Annotated in this window: 16 protein-coding genes; 8 read left to right on the forward strand and 8 right to left on the reverse strand. The window is 63.9% G+C overall.

Going from position 1 to position 18,385, the window contains the following annotated elements; translation table 11 throughout:
* Positions 1–147: 147 nt before the first annotated feature.
* Both VL15_RS31450 and VL15_RS31455 read left to right on the forward strand, forming a co-directional pair.
* Positions 148–786 (forward strand): GNAT family N-acetyltransferase, encoded by a 639-nt coding sequence (locus VL15_RS31450; RefSeq protein WP_048250655.1) that lies wholly within the window; start codon positions 148–150, stop codon positions 784–786.
* A complete protein-coding gene (locus VL15_RS31455; RefSeq protein WP_048250657.1) occupies positions 783–1,199 on the forward strand; it encodes a hypothetical protein in 417 nt (138 codons plus the stop codon). The genes VL15_RS31450 and VL15_RS31455 overlap by 4 nt, the downstream gene beginning before the upstream one ends.
* A 398-nt stretch (positions 1,200–1,597) precedes the next feature.
* Here the strand turns inward: VL15_RS31455 and tdh are convergent, their stop codons facing one another.
* Positions 1,598–2,626: an L-threonine 3-dehydrogenase gene (tdh, locus tag VL15_RS31460; RefSeq protein ID WP_021163717.1), complete on the reverse strand. Its 1,029-nt coding sequence runs from the start codon at positions 2,624–2,626 to the stop codon at positions 1,598–1,600.
* A 13-nt stretch (positions 2,627–2,639) separates the two neighbouring features.
* On the reverse strand, positions 2,640–3,839 hold the full coding sequence (locus tag VL15_RS31465) for a glycine C-acetyltransferase (RefSeq protein ID WP_048250658.1): 1,200 nt from the start codon (positions 3,837–3,839) through the stop codon (positions 2,640–2,642).
* A gap of 161 nt (positions 3,840–4,000) precedes the next feature.
* Between VL15_RS31465 and VL15_RS31470 the strand changes: the two genes are divergently transcribed.
* From VL15_RS31470 to VL15_RS31480, 3 genes are all read left to right on the forward strand, one after another.
* A complete protein-coding gene (locus VL15_RS31470; RefSeq protein WP_048250660.1) occupies positions 4,001–4,612 on the forward strand; it encodes a helix-turn-helix domain-containing protein in 612 nt (203 codons plus the stop codon).
* 130 nt (positions 4,613–4,742) lie between these two features.
* Positions 4,743–5,120, forward strand: coding sequence for a DUF2471 family protein (locus tag VL15_RS31475; protein WP_048250662.1), 378 nt, complete (start codon positions 4,743–4,745; stop codon positions 5,118–5,120).
* Between the two features lie 101 nt (positions 5,121–5,221).
* Complete coding sequence (locus tag VL15_RS31480; RefSeq protein WP_048250663.1) at positions 5,222–6,235, forward strand: tyrosine-type recombinase/integrase; 1,014 nt, start codon at positions 5,222–5,224, stop codon at positions 6,233–6,235.
* Positions 6,236–6,371: 136 nt separating this feature from the next.
* Here VL15_RS31480 and VL15_RS31485 read toward each other — a convergent pair whose 3' ends face one another.
* On the reverse strand, positions 6,372–7,553 hold the full coding sequence (locus VL15_RS31485) for a DNA-binding protein (RefSeq protein WP_048250664.1): 1,182 nt from the start codon (positions 7,551–7,553) through the stop codon (positions 6,372–6,374).
* 1,822 nt (positions 7,554–9,375) lie between these two features.
* On the opposite strand from VL15_RS31485, the gene VL15_RS31490 reads away from it, so the two are divergent.
* Complete coding sequence (locus VL15_RS31490) at positions 9,376–10,743, forward strand: replication initiation protein (protein WP_048250666.1); 1,368 nt, start codon at positions 9,376–9,378, stop codon at positions 10,741–10,743.
* A gap of 90 nt (positions 10,744–10,833) precedes the next feature.
* Here VL15_RS31490 and VL15_RS31495 read toward each other — a convergent pair whose 3' ends face one another.
* Positions 10,834–11,895, reverse strand: coding sequence for a ParB/RepB/Spo0J family partition protein (locus VL15_RS31495; RefSeq protein WP_048250667.1), 1,062 nt, complete (start codon positions 11,893–11,895; stop codon positions 10,834–10,836).
* Positions 11,896–11,918: 23 nt separating this feature from the next.
* Entirely contained in the window at positions 11,919–12,581 is a 663-nt protein-coding gene (parA, locus tag VL15_RS31500; protein ID WP_048250668.1) for a ParA family partition ATPase, read from the reverse strand.
* Between the two features lie 970 nt (positions 12,582–13,551).
* On the opposite strand from parA, the gene arsC reads away from it, so the two are divergent.
* On the forward strand, positions 13,552–13,911 hold the full coding sequence (gene arsC / locus VL15_RS31505) for an arsenate reductase (glutaredoxin) (protein WP_048250670.1): 360 nt from the start codon (positions 13,552–13,554) through the stop codon (positions 13,909–13,911).
* A 118-nt stretch (positions 13,912–14,029) separates the two neighbouring features.
* On the opposite strand, the gene VL15_RS40925 is transcribed toward arsC, so the two are convergent.
* The gene (locus VL15_RS40925; protein ID WP_080971015.1) at positions 14,030–14,245 is read right to left on the reverse strand and encodes a zf-HC2 domain-containing protein; all 216 of its coding nucleotides are present in this window, start codon (positions 14,243–14,245) and stop codon (positions 14,030–14,032) included.
* Positions 14,223–14,822 (reverse strand): RNA polymerase factor sigma-70, encoded by a 600-nt coding sequence (locus tag VL15_RS31510; protein ID WP_048250671.1) that lies wholly within the window; start codon positions 14,820–14,822, stop codon positions 14,223–14,225. The genes VL15_RS40925 and VL15_RS31510 overlap by 23 nt, the downstream gene beginning before the upstream one ends.
* A 367-nt stretch (positions 14,823–15,189) precedes the next feature.
* On the opposite strand from VL15_RS31510, the gene VL15_RS31515 reads away from it, so the two are divergent.
* Entirely contained in the window at positions 15,190–15,744 is a 555-nt protein-coding gene (locus VL15_RS31515) for an NADPH-dependent FMN reductase (protein WP_048250672.1), read from the forward strand.
* Between the two features lie 60 nt (positions 15,745–15,804).
* Here VL15_RS31515 and VL15_RS31520 read toward each other — a convergent pair whose 3' ends face one another.
* Positions 15,805–18,051: a hybrid sensor histidine kinase/response regulator gene (locus tag VL15_RS31520; RefSeq protein WP_048250674.1), complete on the reverse strand. Its 2,247-nt coding sequence runs from the start codon at positions 18,049–18,051 to the stop codon at positions 15,805–15,807.
* Positions 18,052–18,385 lie beyond the last annotated feature (334 nt).

The following is an 18,385-nucleotide window of genomic DNA, read 5'->3' on the forward strand; positions in this document are numbered from 1 at the left end:
CACCCGTGTGAAAAAGCCCTGTCGGCGAGAGGGCTGATCCGCGGGGTGAGCGCGCGACGGGGCCCGCCGCGTTTACGACATTTTTTCTTGAAGCGGATATGTGACGCTCACTACACTTCGGTCACCCTGTCTGGGCGAAAGGACATCATGCAGCGACCGGAATCCGCGCGCCCCGCGCGCGCCTATGCGGCTTATGCGAAGCGGCTCGACGGCCGCGTCGTCGTGCGGCGCTTCGACCCGCGCAGCGATTCGTACGACGCGCTGACCGCGTTGCTGCATCGCGCGTTTGCACCGCTCGGCGCATTGGGCTTCAATTGTCCGTGCGTCGATCAGCCGGCCTCGGCGACGCGCGAGCGCGTGCTCACCAGCGAGTGCTTCGTCGCGCTCGGCAACGCGCATCTGGTCGCGACGATGACGATGCATTCGCACGATCCCGATTCCCGCTGCGATCCGTATCGCAGCCGGCGCGTCGCGACGCTCGGCCAGCTGGCCGTCGATCCCGTCTGGCAGGATCGCGGCATCGGCCGTTCGCTGCTCGCGTTCGCACAGCGGCGGGCCGCCGCGCGCGGCGCGACGCACCTCGCGCTCGACGCGCCGTACGCGGCGGTCCGGCTCGTCGATTTCTATCGTCGCGAAGGATTTCAACCGGTCGACGTGATGCGCTTCCCGGGACACAACTACGACAGCACGATCCTGTGCAAATCCGTCGGCGTCGCGTACGGCCGAATGCCTGCCAGCGACACGACGCAGATCGACGTCGCGCGGCAAGCCGGTGCGGCATCATGAAACACGATAGGCCGAAGCACGACGGCGGCGACGATCGCGCGCACCTCGACGTGAGGCAAGCACGCGTGCGTGCGGCGCTGCGGCTGCGCGGCGTGATGAAGCTGACGCTCATCACGATCGCGGTTGCGCAGGTGCTGACGCTCACGTTCGAGAGCCTGCTGGTCGCGGCCGGCTTCGCGCCGGAAGCCGCGACCTTGCTGCTGTTCCGCTTCGTGACCTGCGCGCTCGTCAGCTTCTGGCTGCAGGCGGATGCGCTACGCGCCTATCAGTTCGCGGCCCAGCACGGGTTCGTCACGGTTCCCGGCACGCACGGCGATCCGATCGACGTGGCGCCGCAGTGCCCGAAACGCTGGCTCGTCGTGTTGAGTCTTCAGCTCGACCCGCGCGGGTTGAATGGTGAACGGATCAAGTAGCGGTCCGCGCACCGCACGATGCCGACTGCATCGCGCATGAGTGAGTTGCAACGAGGCTCGCGGGCTCACGGTTGGCGTCGCGGTTCGGCAAGACATCGCGTACGTTGCGCAGCGAATGTTCGCCATGCAAGCGAAGCAGGGGAGTGCGCGGAAGAGGAGAAACAGGCGCCGGATGGCGTGATGGGGGAAGCGATGCGGAAGCGGCAGGCCGGCTCCGACAGGTGAAGCGAACGTGCGATTGCAGGTCACCGATGCGCGATCGCGTCGCGATTCGGCACGCCAACACAGCTCCCGAAAAATCTCACCTCAAGCCCGGATGCGTGCGTTCCGGCTTCGAAAACGCAGCGGCAAACGAAAGCGGGGCAGGCGGCGAACGAGCCGCGCTGCCCCTTCGGCACTCAGGCCGTCCAGTCGAGAATCACCTTGCCGCTTTCGCCGGACAGCATCGCGGCGAAGCCTTTCTCGTAATCGTCGGCCGCAAAGCGATGCGTGATGATCGGCGACAGGTCGAGGCCGCTCTGCAGCATCGCGACCATCTTGTACCAGGTCTCGAACATCTCGCGGCCGTAGATGCCCTTGATCTCGAGCCCCTTGAAGATCACCTGGTTCCAGTCGATCGCCGTCTGCGCGGGCGGAATGCCGAGCAGCGCGACCTTGCCGCCGTGGTTCATCGCCTCGAGCATGCTCGTGAACGCGCTCGGCACGCCCGACATCTCGAGACCGACGTCGAAGCCTTCGGTCATGTGCAGGTCGGTCATCACGTCGCGCAGCGACTCGCGTGCGACGTTGACCGCGCGCGTCGCACCCATCTTGCGCGCGAGCTCCAGCCGGTAGTCGTTGATGTCGGTGATGACGACGTTGCGCGCACCGACGTGCTTTGCGATCGCGACGGCCATGATGCCGATCGGGCCCGCGCCGGTGATCAGCACGTCTTCGCCGACGAGGTTGAACGACAGCGCCGTGTGCGTCGCATTGCCGAACGGATCGAAGATCGACGCGAGATCGTCGGAGATCTCGGGCGGAATCTTGAACGCGTTGAACGCCGGAATCGCCAGATACTCGGCGAACGCGCCTTCGCGGTTCACGCCGACGCCGACCGTGTTGCGGCACAGATGCCGGCGCCCCGCGCGACAGTTGCGGCAGAAACCGCACGTGATGTGGCCTTCGCCGGACACGCGATCGCCGATCGCGAAGCCGCGCACTTCCTGGCCCATCTCGACGATCTCGCCGACATATTCGTGACCGACGTGCATCGGCACGGGAATCGTCTTCTGCGCCCAGTCGTCCCACTTCCAGATATGGATGTCGGTGCCGCAGATCGCCGTACGGCGGATCTTGATCAGCACGTCGTTGTGGCCGACTTCGGGACGCTTCACGCGGGTGAGCGTAAGGCCGGGGCCGCGCTCGAGCTTTGCCAGTGCTTTCATGGTCGAGCCTCCGTCAGATGATGCCGAGCGACTTGCCGACGCGCACGAACGCGGCGACCGTCTGGTCGATCTGTTCGGGCGTATGCGCGGCGCTCATCTGCGTGCGGATGCGCGCGCGGCCGCGCGGCACGACGGGGAACGAGAAGCCGATCACGTAGACGCCTTCGCCGAGCAGTTGGTCGGCCATGTTCGTCGCGAGCTGCGCGTCGCCGAGCATCACCGGGATGATCGGATGCGCGCCGGGCACGAGCGTGAAGCCGGCTTCGGTCATCTGCTCGCGGAAACGCGCGCCGTTCTCGCGCACGCGCTCGCGCAGCTTCGCGCCTTCGTCGCTGCCGAGCAGTTCCAGCACTTTCAGCGATGCCGCGGCGATGCTCGGTGTGAGCGTGTTCGAGAACAGATACGGACGCGAGCGCTGGCGCAGCAGTTCGACGACCTCGCGGCGCGCGGCGACATAGCCGCCCGATGCGCCGCCGAGCGCCTTGCCGAGCGTGCCCGTGATGATGTCGACGCGGCCTTCGACGCCGCAGTGCTCGGGCGTGCCGCGACCGTTCGCGCCGATGAAGCCGACCGCGTGCGAATCGTCGACCATCACGAGCGCGCCGTAGCGATCGGCGAGATCGCAGATGCCTTTCAGGTCGGCGATGATGCCGTCCATCGAGAACACGCCGTCGGTCGCGATCAGCTTGTGGCGCGCGCCCGCCGCATCGGCTTCCTTGAGCTTCGCCTCGAGGTCGGACAGGTCGTTGTTCCGGTAGCGAAAGCGCTTCGCCTTGCACAGGCGGATGCCGTCGATGATGCTCGCGTGGTTCAGTTCATCGCTGATCACCGCATCGTTCTCGTCGAGCAGCGTCTCGAACAGCCCGCCGTTCGCATCGAAGCAGCTCGAATAGAGGATGCTGTCCTCGGTGCCGAGAAACGCGGCCAGCGCGCTTTCCAGCTGCTTGTGCACGGATTGCGTGCCACAGATGAAGCGCACCGATGCCATGCCGAAGCCGTCCTGGTCGAGGCCGGCCTTCGCCGCGCCGATCAGGCGCGGATCGTTCGCCAGCCCCAGATAGTTGTTCGCGCAGAAATTGAGCACGCCGGCACCGCCGGCGAGCCGCACGGCCGCCGCCTGGGGACTCGCGATCTCGCGCTCGGTCTTGTAAAAACCGTCCGCGCGGATCTGGTCGAGCGTCCCGCGCACCTGGGCGAGAAAAGCATCACGCATCGCAAAGCTCCTGACAGGGATTCGCATTCCGCGGCGCGCCGCTCGTGGCGGCGGCGCAACGGCCTGCTACTGTTATAGTCGGTCGTTCGGTTGACCGCATTTATCCGATATTCCGAACTAGAATTCGAAATACCGAACAACTCTAAGCGAACGGAATCCAAATGGCAAGTTCCTCCGGATCGCGGCGCACGCCTGCCAGCGCCGCACCTCCGCAGCCGGCCGCCACGCCGCCGCGTGTCGGCGAGCAGATCCAGCGGCTGCGCAACGAGCGCAAGCTGACCCTCGACGACCTGTCGCGCGCGGCCGGCGTATCGAAATCGATGCTCTCCGAGATCGAACGCGACAAGGCCAATCCGACCATCGCCGTGGCCTGGCGGCTGACGAACGCGCTCGGCATCACACTCGACGAGCTGTTCTCGCAGCCGAAGGCGCCCGAGACGATCCGCGTAGACGGCCCGCACGACATTCCGACGCTCGCCGGCCACGACGGCCGGTACCAGTTGCGCGTGTGGGGCCCGATCGACCTCGCCGGCAAGTTCGAGTGGTACGAGCTGACGCTGCCGGGCGGCGGCGCGCTGGTATCGAACGCACACGAACCCGGCACGCGCGAGCACCTCACCGTGCTGCAAGGCGCGATGGAGATCGAGGCCGCCGCGGCAAGCCGGCGCCTGAAGGCCGGCGACACCGCGCGCTACCCGGCCGACGAGCCGCACGCGATCCGCAACCCCGGCAAGGCCGAAGCGCGGGCACTGTTGATCGTGATACACCGCTGACGGCGCGTATAGCTGGCCAAAGGGCCAGTTGCGGAAAAGACTGTATATTTGTACAGTATACGGACATTCCGCCATGCATGGGCCGGAGCTGGCGCACCGAGGCGCCCGCCCCGGTCGACAGGAGCCTGCAATGACAGAAGAACAAGATTTGGCCGCGCTCAGCTTCAAGGCTGCCGCGCACGACCTCGAGCTGATCGTCCGCCATATTGCCGGGCGCTACATCCGTCAGCGCGTGCCGCTGACGTGGCGCCTGCTGCACGCCATCGAAGCCGAGGCGCTCGCCGATCTCGGCTTTGCCAGCCGCCACGAGGCCGGCATGCGTCAATTGTTCGAACGGCCGTCGGACATGACGTTTCCCGAAACGGACGATCCGATCGACTTCGGGCGCTCGAATGCGCTGCCTGCCGTTTTTTCGTTCGCGGTGCTCGCGTACGAAGCCGCGGCAACGTCGCACGACACCGCGTCTCGCGAGCGCGCTCACCGTCCGTCCAAGGCGTGGGGCGACTGACCGCCAACCCGGGCCGCCGCGCATGGCGGCTTGTCCAGCCTCTTGCTGCCCGAGACGTTGCGGAAAGGGCTACTATATACGCAACTAACGGAATAAATCACATGTCCCTTCCCGCCTCTCCCGACACCCCCGCACGCCCGGAAGAAAAGGATCTGTTCGATCGCGGCGCATCCGACTGGATCGCCTCACCCGAAGCCGCATTCGACGCGTGGCTGGCCATGCAGGACTATCGCCGCTCGTCGGCCGACGTCTATCGCACCCAATGGGGCGCGTTTCTCACGTGGCTGCGCACGCATCAAAAGAATCTGGCCACGGTCGATACGGCAACGATCGCGAACTTCGTCGGTGAGTTGCCGATCCGGAAAACCCAGAAAATGCGCTATCTTCGGCTGATCGAACGGGTGCTCGATCACATCCGCCGCACCGAATACGCATCGACCAACCCGGCCCGCTTCATCGCTCAGGATGGCGAAGCAAGCTGGCGCAAGGCGCGCGACAACGAACCGACCGGTTTCCTGACGCCGGCCGAACGCGCGAAGTTGCTCGCGTATCTGTTTTCGCCGATCGGCGTATCGGGTTCCGCATACTGGAAGGAGCGCCGCGATCGCGCGCTCGTGGCGGCATTTCTCGGCGCCGGCATTAAAACCGGCGAAGCGCGCGCACTTACGATTAGTTGCATCAATACAAGCAACACGTCGCTGCAGATCCAGGCGACGCATCCGGATTTCGCGCGCGAAACCCATCTCGCCTCGTTCGCGATCGCGCTGCTCGAGGCATGGCTCACCGAACGCAAGCGCCAGGAAATTCCGGGGGAACTCGTGTTCCCGGCATCGCATGCCGGGCGGCCGATGCACAAGGCGACGATGCTGCGCGCCATCGACGCGATCGTCGAATCGGCCGGGCTCACGTCGTCACGCACCGCTCGCGCGAGCCCGCAGACGCTGCGTAATACCTACGCGGCCGAACTATTCGAAAACGATGTGCCGCCCGAACGGGTCGGCAAATGGCTGGGCTTCATGCGGCCGATCTCGTCGAACCGCCTGCATCGCGCCTGGAAAAACTGGCGCGACGGGCTGGTTGACGGTGACGCGTCCGACAGCGATGAAACTCACTGATCCGGAAACGGCTGCTCACGCGAAGCGATCCGTGAGCAGCCTTGCGTGGCGCTGCCTCACCGTTCCACCTCTCCCGAAAAACCTCACCTCAAGCGCGCCGGACCGTCTTGCCTGTGCGGTGCTGCCGATCCGCGGGTCAGGTATGCGTAAAGCGCGCGACGGCTTCGAATCGAGACGGCCATGCGCCTGAAGCGTGCTCGCACTCGGGGCACGCCACTTCAAAACCCTCTTCACCATGCGACAGTTCCGGCTCGCCATCGCAATGCGGGCACTGAGTCGGCACCGTAATCTCGGAATCCAGTGAGGTCCCGATCGCGGAAAACGCGTCCGCATCCAGTTGCCCGGCATCGGCCAGGCGCCGGATCAGCACGGCGATTTCCGGATTCATTTCACGGCTCGCGCGCAACGAACTCACGTCGCGCGTCGCCCGTTCCAGTTCATCGCTCTGCGTGCGCAACTGTTCTTCGAGCCGATCGGCGCGAGCCTTGGCCGAGCTCAATTGCTGCAGGAAATCGAATTCCTTGCGCTGAACGTCGCGCAAACCGCTCTGGTAGGTCGACGCCATGCTGCGCAGCGAATCCAGCTCGACCAGCATCGGCTTCACGCGGCGTTCGGCTTCGGCCACCGCGTCCTTGATTTGCTGCGCGTAGTGCTCGGTGCGTTGCTGCAATTCGGCTTGCAGCGCATCGATGCGATCGCGCAGCGTGGCGTTCTGCGCCTGCTCGGCGTCGATACGGCCGGCGGCCGCGGTCAGCTCCTTCTCCAGTCGGGCGACTGTGGTGAGCAACGTCGCTTCGTTTGTCGAACCGTGCGTCGTCTGCGACGCGAGCTGAACCTCGAGTTCGGTCACGCGCGCCTGCAATTGCTCGTTCCGGGTTTCGCCGCGGGCGAGCGCGCCTTCGAGCGTCTCCTGGCGCACCGTCGCGTCGCGCAACCGTTGTTCGGCGTCGGCGATGCCGGCGCGAACTTGCTCGCGATCGCCATCGAGACTGTCGCGGGCCGCTTTCAACGCTTCTTCATATAGTGCGCCGAGCAACGCGCCGGCCTTTTCCTCGACGGCCTTCGGGATCGCCGCACCGTCAAGCCTGATCTTGGACGCGGAACGGATGCGCTCCCAGAAATGGTCGATGTCTTTCGGGATGTCGCTGGCGCTGCCGGTTTGGGTGAGATCGCGGACGTTGGCGGCGGACGGCCGGATGCCGAGATCGAAGAACAGGCGCTTGCATGCGTGCAGCGACAATTCCTGGCGCCGCGCGCCGCTTGCACGCAGCGATTCCAGTTCGTCCCGAATGACTTGGCGCATTTCGTCCAGGGTCATGGCAGAGCTCACAGACATTGAATTGTGTCAATCATAACGAAATACGTATTCTTTGATACCTATTTCGGATCGACGTTGTGAATTTACGTCGCTGTGCACAGAAATCGGATCTGTGAGCCAATCCGGATGAACGTGGTCCAGGATTCCGTGAAACAAAGCGAAGAAAGTCAGCCAAGTCCTTGTAGCACAAGCATTTTCCAGCAGACCCAGAAATCCGGCATTTGTTTCACATGACAACGGAACCGATTGCCTGTGGGTGTTCAGGGTTTGGGGTATCTGTGGAAAACTCGTCGGCCCATGTCTTGAGAGTATTAGAAGTAAACACCCTTGAACCCTTAGTTAAAAACGTTAACGCCACGGCACATCCTTATGTAGCAAGGGTTTCCGGCCGGCAAGGTGAAGTTTTACGGGAGCCAAGGTGATCTTCTGCGGGAGCTGAAGTGATTGGGTTCGGGGAGCTGCGTGAGCCGTTGCAGGAAAGGTCGTGAGGGGATTCGGGATCACAGTGAAACACGAGATTTCCCAAAGGTGAGAGTTTTCGGGGCCGCACAGCCACAGAACCCGCGCTGTGCCTGCCTGCACAGTTTTCTGCCTGTGCAGACATAGGTGAGAATTTGCGGGACCCTCTTTGCGCCCCGATTCTGCCCATCTTTTGGGCAGTTTTTACGAAAGGTGAGGTTTCACGGGACTCCACGGGAATTGGGTGTGAGGATTTCCGGGAGCCGGACGCCATTTTGCACAGCAAAAGTGCTCTCCGGGGCCTGTGATGCACTAAAGGTGAGACTTTTCGGGAGGAAAATCCGGGTTTTCCTGCCCCTATCCTGTTGAGGTGAGCTTTTTCGGGGCATCTATCACAGCCTGAGATCCCGGTCACAGGTGAGCGTTTTCGGGAACGGTATTTGCTCGAAAAATGGTCAAAGGTGAGGCTTTTCGGGACATGTGAACGGCCGGATTCGCCGAAAAGCCCGCCAGGACTGGAAGAATTCTCGTTTTTGCTGTGCCACTTTTTGGCACAGGTGAGATTTTTCGGGGGGCGACACGCGGTTGTCGTATGAAGGATTTCCGTCGAAAGGTGAGGCTTTTCGGGGGATCCCAGCGACGCACAGCCAAATGCCTTCTGCGCATAAGTATCGGAAGGCATTGGGGTTTTTGATACCGAGGCGGTTACGGTGAGGTTTTTCGGGAGTCGTTCTCGTGGGCGTTGCTGTGCCGCATTTTTTCAATAAGGTGAGGCTTTTCGGGAGGCTCTGGTAGCGAATCCCGCGTGCGCCGGGCGTTTGTCGCCATCCGATCGAAACAACAAGCTGTGCTCAAGGTGAGTATTTTCGGGACCCGATAGGATTGGTGCGCTGTACAATGCGCGCCCGGGCCGGCAAAGCATGCCTGGGCGAGCGGCACAGGCCGGCTTCGAAGGCGTCTTTCCGGATGCCGGAGCGGATGACGATCTCCCGGCGAGCCGTGCCTGTACATGCATACAGCCCGATGCGGGGCGATCGGGGACGCATGGCGAGGTGCAATCGCAACCCTGTGCCGAACTCACGGCTGGGCAGTCGCAAAATTACGACAAATAGAAAGGTGAGCCGATACGGGAGCGTGTTCCGCACGTGTCGCGCACAGGTGAAATTCTGTGAATCGGCGCATCCCGCAGCACGTCTGGACGAGTCCGGAACGCTGCAATTCCGGACCGGTGAGCGTTTTCGGGAGCGCTTGGGGTGAGTGCCGTTTTGCACGCGCGCTTCACCGGCTATGGTGAGCATGTCGTTCTGGACGCACATCACCACAGGCGCTATCCTTCCGGAAAACTTCCTCTCCGACCCGACGCATGGCCACGACGAAGCGCGCCAAGAAAACCGATGTGGATGTGGTGAGTGCCAGCTCAGCCGAATTGCGCAAGGCCGTCGAGGCGATCGCAATTCAGCCGAAGAGCGGCAAGATCACGCTCCTGACCCGCAAGCTGTTCAACGTCCTGCTGGCAGTCGCGCAGCAGGCCGACGACTCGGGCGATACGTATCGCGCGCTGCTGTCGGATATCGTCGCCAACTCAGCCTTCGATTCGAACGACACCGCGCTGGTGAAGGAACACCTGCGCCGCATGGTGTCGGTGCAGGTCGAATGGAGCACGGGCACGTCGAGCCAGAAGCCGGGCCGCAAGTGGGGGATCTCGACGCTGATCGCCGACGCGGAAATTCTCGAGGATCCGACGACCCGCCGCGTGTGGGTCGAATTCTCGTTCGCGCCCAAGATCAAGAAGAAGCTGCTCGACCCGGTCCAGTACGCGCGCCTGAGCCTGCAGTTCCAGAGCCAGCTCCGCAGCAGCGCCGGTCTCGCGCTGTACGAAATCTGCGTGCGCTATCTGACGAACCCGAGCCACCTGACGATGCGCGAGCAGTGGGAATGGTGGCGGCCGATCCTGTCGGGCACGCCCGATACCGAAGCCGGCGACGAGGCGAAGCGCGAGTACAAGTACTTCAAGCGCGACTATCTGCGTCCCGCGATCGCGGAAGTCAACGCAGTCACCAATATCTTCGTCGAGCTGATCGAGCACCGCGAAGGGCGCCGGGTCGCGGAGATCCAGTTCCGCGTGACCGAGCGCAAGCAGCCGATGCTCGCGCTCGACGAACACCCGAACGTGTTCGACAGCACGCTGGTCGACCGGATGGTGAAGCTCGGGATCCCGCTGAAGGAAGCGCAGACGCTGTACGCGGACAGCGAGGAAAACCGGATTCGCGCCGCGCTGCAGATGACCGAGCAGCGGATGCGCAGCACGACGCTGCCGCCGGTGCGCAGCGCGCCGGCGTTGTTCAAGGATGCGTTGAAGAAGGGTTATGCGCCGCCGGTCGAGTCCGTCGACGCGCTGCCTGCCGGCACGCCGTCCGCGAAAGTCGCAGCGGCCCAGCCGGACGATCTGAAGGCACGCCTGCTGAGCGAATTCGCGGCGTTCCGCCGCAAGGAAGCGAAGGTGCTGTACGAAGAGCAGGGCGACGCCGAACGCGATGTGGCGCGCGAGTCGTTCGAATCGGAGGCGCTGCCGACGATGGGCACGCATCTGCGCGATGACTGGCGCAAGCGCGGCCTCGATTCCAAGCTGGCCGAGACGGCCTTTTTCGACTGGCTGGCCCAGAAGACCTGGGGCGAGCCGACAGACGGCGACCTGCTGTCGTTCACGCTGAACCAGTCGCGGGCCGCCTGACGCCCGCTCAGGCCCGCTGACGGGCCGCCGCCGGCCGCCCGCTCGATCGGGCGGGCCCGGCGTCTCACCAGGCCCTGCCGGCCGCTTCCATCACTCCGACAACAGCATCCGCTCGAGTTGCTCGAGGATCGCGTCGCGCTTGTCCTTCGGGAGCCCGCGCAGGCGCAATTCGATGCGGTCTTCCCCATACGACTTCAGGTCGCCGACCGACTTGCCGCCGAGCTTGATCTCGAGACGCTGCGCGTAGCGCTGACGGCCCACGACCTTCGGCGTTTCCTGCGCCGCGACGCGGCCCTTGACGATGTCCGACACCTGGCGCGTGCTGAGATCGTCCGACACGATCTTGTTGATCAGCCGCAGCGTGGCCTCGGTGCCGCGCGCATTGTGATAGCGGCCGACCTGATACGCCATGTTCGAACCGAAGCGATCGGGACGCGAGACCATTTCCTGCATGATCGCTTCCGGCAACTTGCCGATCGACAGCGCGACCGCCACCGTCGACTCGTCGAGGCCGAGATGCTCGGAGAGCTCCTTCTGGCTCTGGAAATGCTTGTCGTCGAGGAAGCGGCGCCACACGACGGCATTGTCGAACACCGTCTGCGAATCGCGCTGGACGTTGAGGTCGTAACCGAGCTTGTAGCTCTGGATGCCGATCGGCACGTCGATCACGATCGCCTTGACCGATTCCTTGTTCGCCTCTTTCAGCGCCCGCACGCGGCGGCCGCCATCGCTGACGAAATATGTGCCCGGGTTGTCGTAATCCGGGATCACGTGGATCGCCTGCTGTTGCCCTTGTTTCGCGAGGTTGACCGCGAGTTCGGCAATCGACGACTTCAGATAGAAGTGCCGCGGGTTGAACGGGCTATGTTTGATCGCCTTCAGCGCCAGCTCGATGACCTGTCCCGGCGCATAGCGGTTCTCGAGGCGCCACGCGCGATATTGCGGCGACTCGTCGATCGACGGATCGAACGTGAGTTCCGGAGCGGGCGGCGGCGCGATGTCTTTCTTTGCGGACTTGGTCGGAGCCGGAGTGGGCGTCTCGGATTTGACGATGCCGTCAATCGCATTGAGTCGATCGAGCGCCGTGCGCTTCTCGCTCGTCGTGATATCCGGGCGCGCTTGGAATCCTTTTGCAAATTGGGAAGGTTTCATGTGACTCCTTTGTGCGCATAAAGTCAGGGCAGCATGGCGACGATTTCGTCGGCACATGCGCGAATTTCGGTGGCGGCCAGCTTGCCGCCGCGATCGTTCATCTGCAGGACGGTCTGACCGAGCGCCATCGCCTGCTTGTACGCTTCCCGGGTCGGGATCTGCGTTTTCAGCAGCGGGAAACCGAGCTCCTCGAGCGCGCGCTTGAGCTCGCGGGTCAGCATGCGCTTCTCTTCGGTCTTGTTCAGCAGGAAGACGGCGCGGAGGTCTTCGTTCATGACCTGCGCTTGCTGGATCAGCTTGACCAGCCCGACGCTCGACCAGTAATCGGCCGGCGACGATGAAGTCGGGATCACGGCAATCGATGCGGCGAGCAGGACGACGCCGGATACCTTCTCGGTGATCGACGGCGGGCAGTCCACGACGATGATGTCGTAGTCGTTGATGAACTTCTTGATCTCGCGATGGATCTGGCCGTCGGCTTCGGCAAGGTTGACGACCGGAAACGGAATGCCGTTGTCGCTGTCACCGGATGCGCTCGACCAGTGAACCAGCGTGTTTTGACGGTCTGCGTCGATGACGAGGACGCGCTTCCCTTTTTCATGGAACGCGGCGCCGAGGTGCATGGCAATCGTACTTTTGCCGACGCCACCTTTTTGTTGAGTGACTGCAATGATTTCCGCGGCCAATTTTCACTCCTATTTTGGTCGTTGGAATTCTACAGGACGATATTTATATTTCAATGAAATTGTCGTTCGGCAACTATGCGTTAGCCGTTCGGGCTATCGGTTTATGCGCATAAACGAACCGGCGGTGGTTGGTGGCGCGATCGAATCGCGTAGCCGATGCCGGGAGGCGTCGATGCGCCACTCGATCGTTGGTCATCACGAGGCGCATCGTCGACGCGCGCGGCGGGTTGCTGCGATATCGGAGTGCTCTGCCCTTTCGGCGGGAGGTGGGCTGTTTGGGCTCGGAGCTGGTGAGTTTGTGCGCATAAACTCAGCGGAGATCGAGGCGTTCAACCGCGTGCAGGGACGGTCTGGCATTCACGAGCGTGGACTATGAGCTGCGTGCCCTAGCCATGTACGCAGCTTCGAGGTGCGCCATCGAACCCGTATGCCTCAGCACAACGGGCTGTTGGGACGCTACGTTTATGCGCATAAACCGGGGCGATGGATCACGAGGGACGACGGATCACGTGCCGACCTCCTCAAGTCCGGTACGAAGCGATGCACTGACGAGGTAGCCTATCGGCGCAGTGATCGCGTCGATACCGAAGAAGCCTCGGCACTCAGGCACACCATGAATCCGCGACGTACCTCACTCGGCCATCACACGCTTTATGCGCATAAACCCACCGACGTACCCACTTGCCGTCTGCTTCCCTCAAGGCCCGACACGACGATCGCGATGCGTTCGCTCGCCGGCCCACATCCGTCATCCCGGATAACGGGCCCCCCGACTTTATGCGCATAAACACATCAATGCATTGACGCGCACCCCGATGGCTCTCCCCTCTCGTGGCTCACCCCAACACCGCAAGCGTTGCCACTCCGCTCCAGCGAAGCATCGAATCCGCACCCGATCTCGCCGCGGCCGCCTCGCCGAGACACCCGATACAGACTGGCTACAATACAGGGCTCTTCCATCCAGGCCTGAATGATGATCACGATCTACCACAACCCCCGATGCTCGAAGTCGCGCGAGACGCTTGCGTTGGTCGAGTCGCTGAATACCGCCGGTACGCCGTTGAACGTCGTCGAGTACCTGAAGACGCCGCCGACGATCGAGGAACTGGAAACGCTGCATCGGCAGCTTGGCCGCCCGGTTCGCGACATGCTCCGCGACGGCGAGGAACCGTACAAGATGCTGAATCTGGCCCGCGCGGATCTGACCGATGCGCAAGCCTACGCGGCGATCGTCGCTCACCCGATCCTGCTGCAGCGCCCCATCGTCGTCTATCGCGGGAAGGCGGCCATCGGTCGTCCGCCCGAAGCGGTGCAAGCGCTGTTCGAATAATTCTTGCCCGGCGTATTTTTCTTATTGCATCGGCCCGGCGCATGCATCGGCAATCGAAGCCGGCGCGATCGCCGGGCAGCATACCACCCACCGTCCGGACGATAGTCGCAACGCGCGTCTAGTCCTTTCCTGACGACGTGCCATCATCGCCAGGCCCCCGCCCTGCCGCCGCTTTCGCGGCTGTCCGCAGCAGCGCAATCTGCCCACGATAGGCTCTGCATCCGCTGCAGGTCGGCAGGTGCACGCGCACCTGCAGGCGCTCATGCAGGGTCAGATGGCGGTCGAGCGCATCCGACAGCAGGCGCGTCACGTCAGTACATTTCCCCGGCAGCATCTTCGGTCGTCAGTCCTTTTTCGCTCAAGCAGGTTCGCAGGCGCGTGCGCGCTCGATACAGCAGCACGCTGCAATGATTCGTCGTCAGCGTCAATTCGTTGCAGATGTCCGTAATCTCGACATCGAGAAATTCTCGCATCATGAACACGCGCCCGATCTGCTCCGGAAGGTGGTCGAGGCAAACCTGGAACAGCGTCCAGAATTGCTGCTGCTGCAGCAGCGTTTCGGGGCGCGGCCACGGGTGCGGTTTCGTATGCGGGGCCCAGTGCCCGTTTTCCTTGAACAGTTCGCGATCGAGCACGGATTCGCCGTCGAGCTCGGCGTCGAGCGCGGACAGGCTCACCGTCCGCTGCCGCGCACGCAGCACGTCGATCAGCTTGTTGCGCAGGATGCCGAACACCCAGGTCTTATGGGCCGACAGTCCCGCGAAATCGCCCGCGTGCGACCACGCGGCGGTCAGTGCTTCCTGCACGGCGTCTTCGGCCGCGTCGGTATCGCGGAGCTGGAGTCGCGCGAAGCGCAGCAGGTCGCGCCGCAGTTGCGCGAGATAGTCGGGGTCGTCGTACGCGGACGGCATGTCTGGGTGGCAGTGTCTCGAAGCGATCGCGCTTGCGCCAAAGAGCGGGCGCGTCGTGGTGCGAGCAGCTTACTGGTCACGGTGCCGGCCTGCAACGGATGTTCCGTCACGCATTCACGAAACCGGCCGGCGCGCTGCGTTATGCTTGCCGAAACCCGTATCGCGCGTCGACGGCGCCGCGCGGCGGGCAATCTGTAACATCAGAACATAACGGTCGAGTTATCCACAATTTCTGTGGAAAACCTTGTGGAAAGTCGGCCTGACGGCCCCGTCGGGCGGTTCGCGGGCTGGCTTGCCTATAAACAGACCTTTGTCGCCTGTTCGGAAGCAATCGATTCGATTCCTCACTCACCGGAAGGAGAATTCCATGTCCTATCGTATTGCGGTCGTCGTCGGCAGTCTGCGCCGCGCTTCCTGGAACCGCGCGCTCGCGCACGCCGTGATCTCGCTCGCCCCCGCCGATTTTTCATTCGAGTTCGTCGAGATCGGCGAACTGCCGCTGTACAGCCAGGACTACGACGCGGATTTCCCGGAAGTCGCGAAGCGTTTCAAGCAGTCGATCGAAGCCGCCGACGCGCTGCTGTTCGTCACGCCCGAGTACAACCGGTCGATTCCGGGCGTGCTGAAGAACGCACTCGACTGGGGCTCGCGCCCGTGGGGTTCCAACTCGTGGTCGGGCAAGCCGGGCGCGGTGCTCGGCACATCGCCGGGCGCGACGGGCACCGCGCTGGCGCAACAGCACCTGCGCAACGTGCTCGCGTATCTCGACGTGAAGACGCTCGGCCAGCCCGAGATGTTCATCAAGCACGACGCGGCGCGCATCGACGAGCAGGGCCAGATCGTCAGCGAGGACACCCGCAAGTTCCTGCAGGGCTTCGTCGATCGTTACGCGGGCTGGGTGCGCCTGCTGAAGTCGGCCTGACGGCGTCAGCCCGATCGTCGCGCCCGTTCACGCAGCCGGCGCCGGCCCGCACACCGCGGGTCACGCACCGGCGTGCCGCGCGTCGCGCGCTTCGCGGAAGCCCAGCAGGATCTCGTCGAGCAGCGCAATGTCGAACGGTTTCGACAGCACGCGGACGTTGACGGTGCGCGTGCGGTCGAGCTCCTCCGCATAACCGGTGACGAGAATCACGGGCAGCTTCCCCGGCCGCTTGTCGATCGCCTCGGCGAGGTCGATGCCGTTCAGGCTGCCCGGCATGTGGATATCCGAAATCACGAGGTCGAACGCGTCGTTCGCGGCCGCGCCCTCGATCAGGCGCAATGCGTCGTCGGCGGTGGGCGCATAGGTCACGCGGTGCCCGAGCAGCGAAAGCAGCGCTTCCGTGCCGGCCGCGACTTCGCTGTTGTCCTCGACGAGCAGCACGTGCAGGCCGGCGAGCGCGCTGGTGTCGTGGACGACGGCGGCCTGCGGTCGCGCAACGACGTCCTCGGCATGCGCGCGCGGCAGATAGAGGCGCACCGACGTGCCGGCGCCGACCGCGCTGTCGATCGTCGCGAGGCCGCCCGAGCGTTCGCAGAACGCGAACACCTGCGGCAGGCCGAGCCCCGTTCCCATTCCCTGCGCCTTCGTCGTGAACAGCGGTTCGAACGCGCGCGCGAGCACGTCGGGCGCCATGCCCGAGCCCGTATCGTCGAGCGAGATCTGCACGAAATCGCCGGTCAGCGGAAAGCCGTCCTCGCGGCGCAGCGTCACGTTGCGCGCGCCGACCGTGAAGCGGCCGCCGGTCGTCATCGCGTCGCGCGCGTTGACCGCGAGGTTGATCACCGCGAGTTCGAGCTCCGCGACGTCGACGCGGATCGGCCAGACGCCGGGCTCGATCGCGACGACCAGCGACGATTTCGAACCGAGCGACGTCTTCAGCAGTTCGCGGCACGTGCCGACCCATTGGCCGACGTCGATCGTCTCGTTGTGCAGCGGCTGCTTGCGTGCGACGCCGAGGAGCTGGCGCGTGAGCGACTGCCCGTTCTTCAGCGCGCGTTCGATCGCGCCGAGTTCCTTGTCGAGATGCTGGACGCCGCGCCGCCGCGCGATCTGCACGTTGCTCGAGATGATCATCAGCAGGTTGTTGAAGTCGTGCGCGACGCTGCCGACGAGGTTGCCGAGCGCCTGCATCTTGCGCGACTGCCGGTACGCCGATTCGATCGAGCGCCGCATCGACGCTTCCGCCTGCCAGCGGTCCCACGCCTCCTCTTCCGCCTTCAGCCGCTTGAGCGACAGCCAGATCACGGACCACAGCGCGACCGACGGCGCGAACATCGAGATGAACAGCACGCTCAGGTGTTCGTACCATTCATGCCAGATCGCCGACGTGCGGTAAGCGCACGTCACGTAGACGGGATAGCTGCCGACCTGGCGGTACGCGACGATCTCGCTGCTCGCGCCGTCGTGGCGCACACGCACGACGCCGGCACGCGGATCGTTGCGCGTGTCGCCGAACGTGACGGTGCGATCGGTGTGCGCGAGCGACGGCGGCGGCGGATACGACGCGATCACCGCGCCGTCGGAGCGCGCGAGCGCCATCGTCATCGGCGTGCTCGCGCCGCCGAGCAGGTCGCGATAGAACGCATTGAAATACGACGACTTCAGCGCGATCGACACCATCCCGGCGAACGAACCGTCGCTATGGCGCCGCGCGACGCCCGTGTTGAACACCGGAATGTTCTCGAGCTTGAGCGGCCCCATCATCAGCCGCGAGATGTGTTCGATGACCTTGCCGTCGCGGATGCCGGCGAAGTCGTCGCGGTTCGCGATCGACGCATACGGCGCCGGATAGTAGAGGCTGTTGGCGAGCAGCATCCCGCTCGCGCCGAAGATCGACACGGCGGCCACCTGCGGATAACCGCCGCCGATCGTGTTCAGCGCTTCGTGGATGTCGGATTCCTTGCTGCGCACGGTGGCGTCGTCCATGTCCTGCACGAGGTCGACGATGCGCGCATCGAGCGTTTCGCTCAGGTCGAACACCTTGAGCGCGTGCTCCTCGGCGACGCGCACGGTGCGCATCGTCACGTCGCTCGCGGCGGCCTCGCGCGCCTGCAGGTCGTTGTACGCCATCACCATCACGTAGATGCAGGGCAGTACGATCGCCGCGACGAGCAGCACGATCAGCGTCACGCGGCGGACCGCGAAATCGTGCTCGGGCGCGCCGGCCGCGTAGCTTCCGTCGTCCTGCCAGTCGTCGGCGGGAGTGGAGGCGGGGGCGCGGGAGTCGGCAGGCCGTTCGGACGTCATCGAGGAAGCGGGTGAGGCGGAGGTGTCTGCCATCATAAACGAGTTGCGATGGCCCGCTGCGCGGCCCCGTACGCGCGCGATCCTGTCGATTTCGACAGGGGGCAACTGTCAGATTGAAAACGCGACGAATCCGGCAGCGCAAACGTACACAAGGAAAAATTTTGCGTACATATCTCAAAAATGGTCGCGGCTGTTTTCGGAATGACGCGCGATCGGATCGATTCTGTTCGAAATGGTGAATATGGCGAGTTGCATCGCCTTCGGTTTACTCCGAGAATCGCGCCTTGCTTTCCCAATGACAGAAATATGCGCCCGCCGGCGTTCGCCGCGTGGT

This window comes from Burkholderia cepacia (assembly GCF_001039005.1).
Taxonomy (GTDB): domain Bacteria; phylum Pseudomonadota; class Gammaproteobacteria; order Burkholderiales; family Burkholderiaceae; genus Burkholderia; species Burkholderia theae.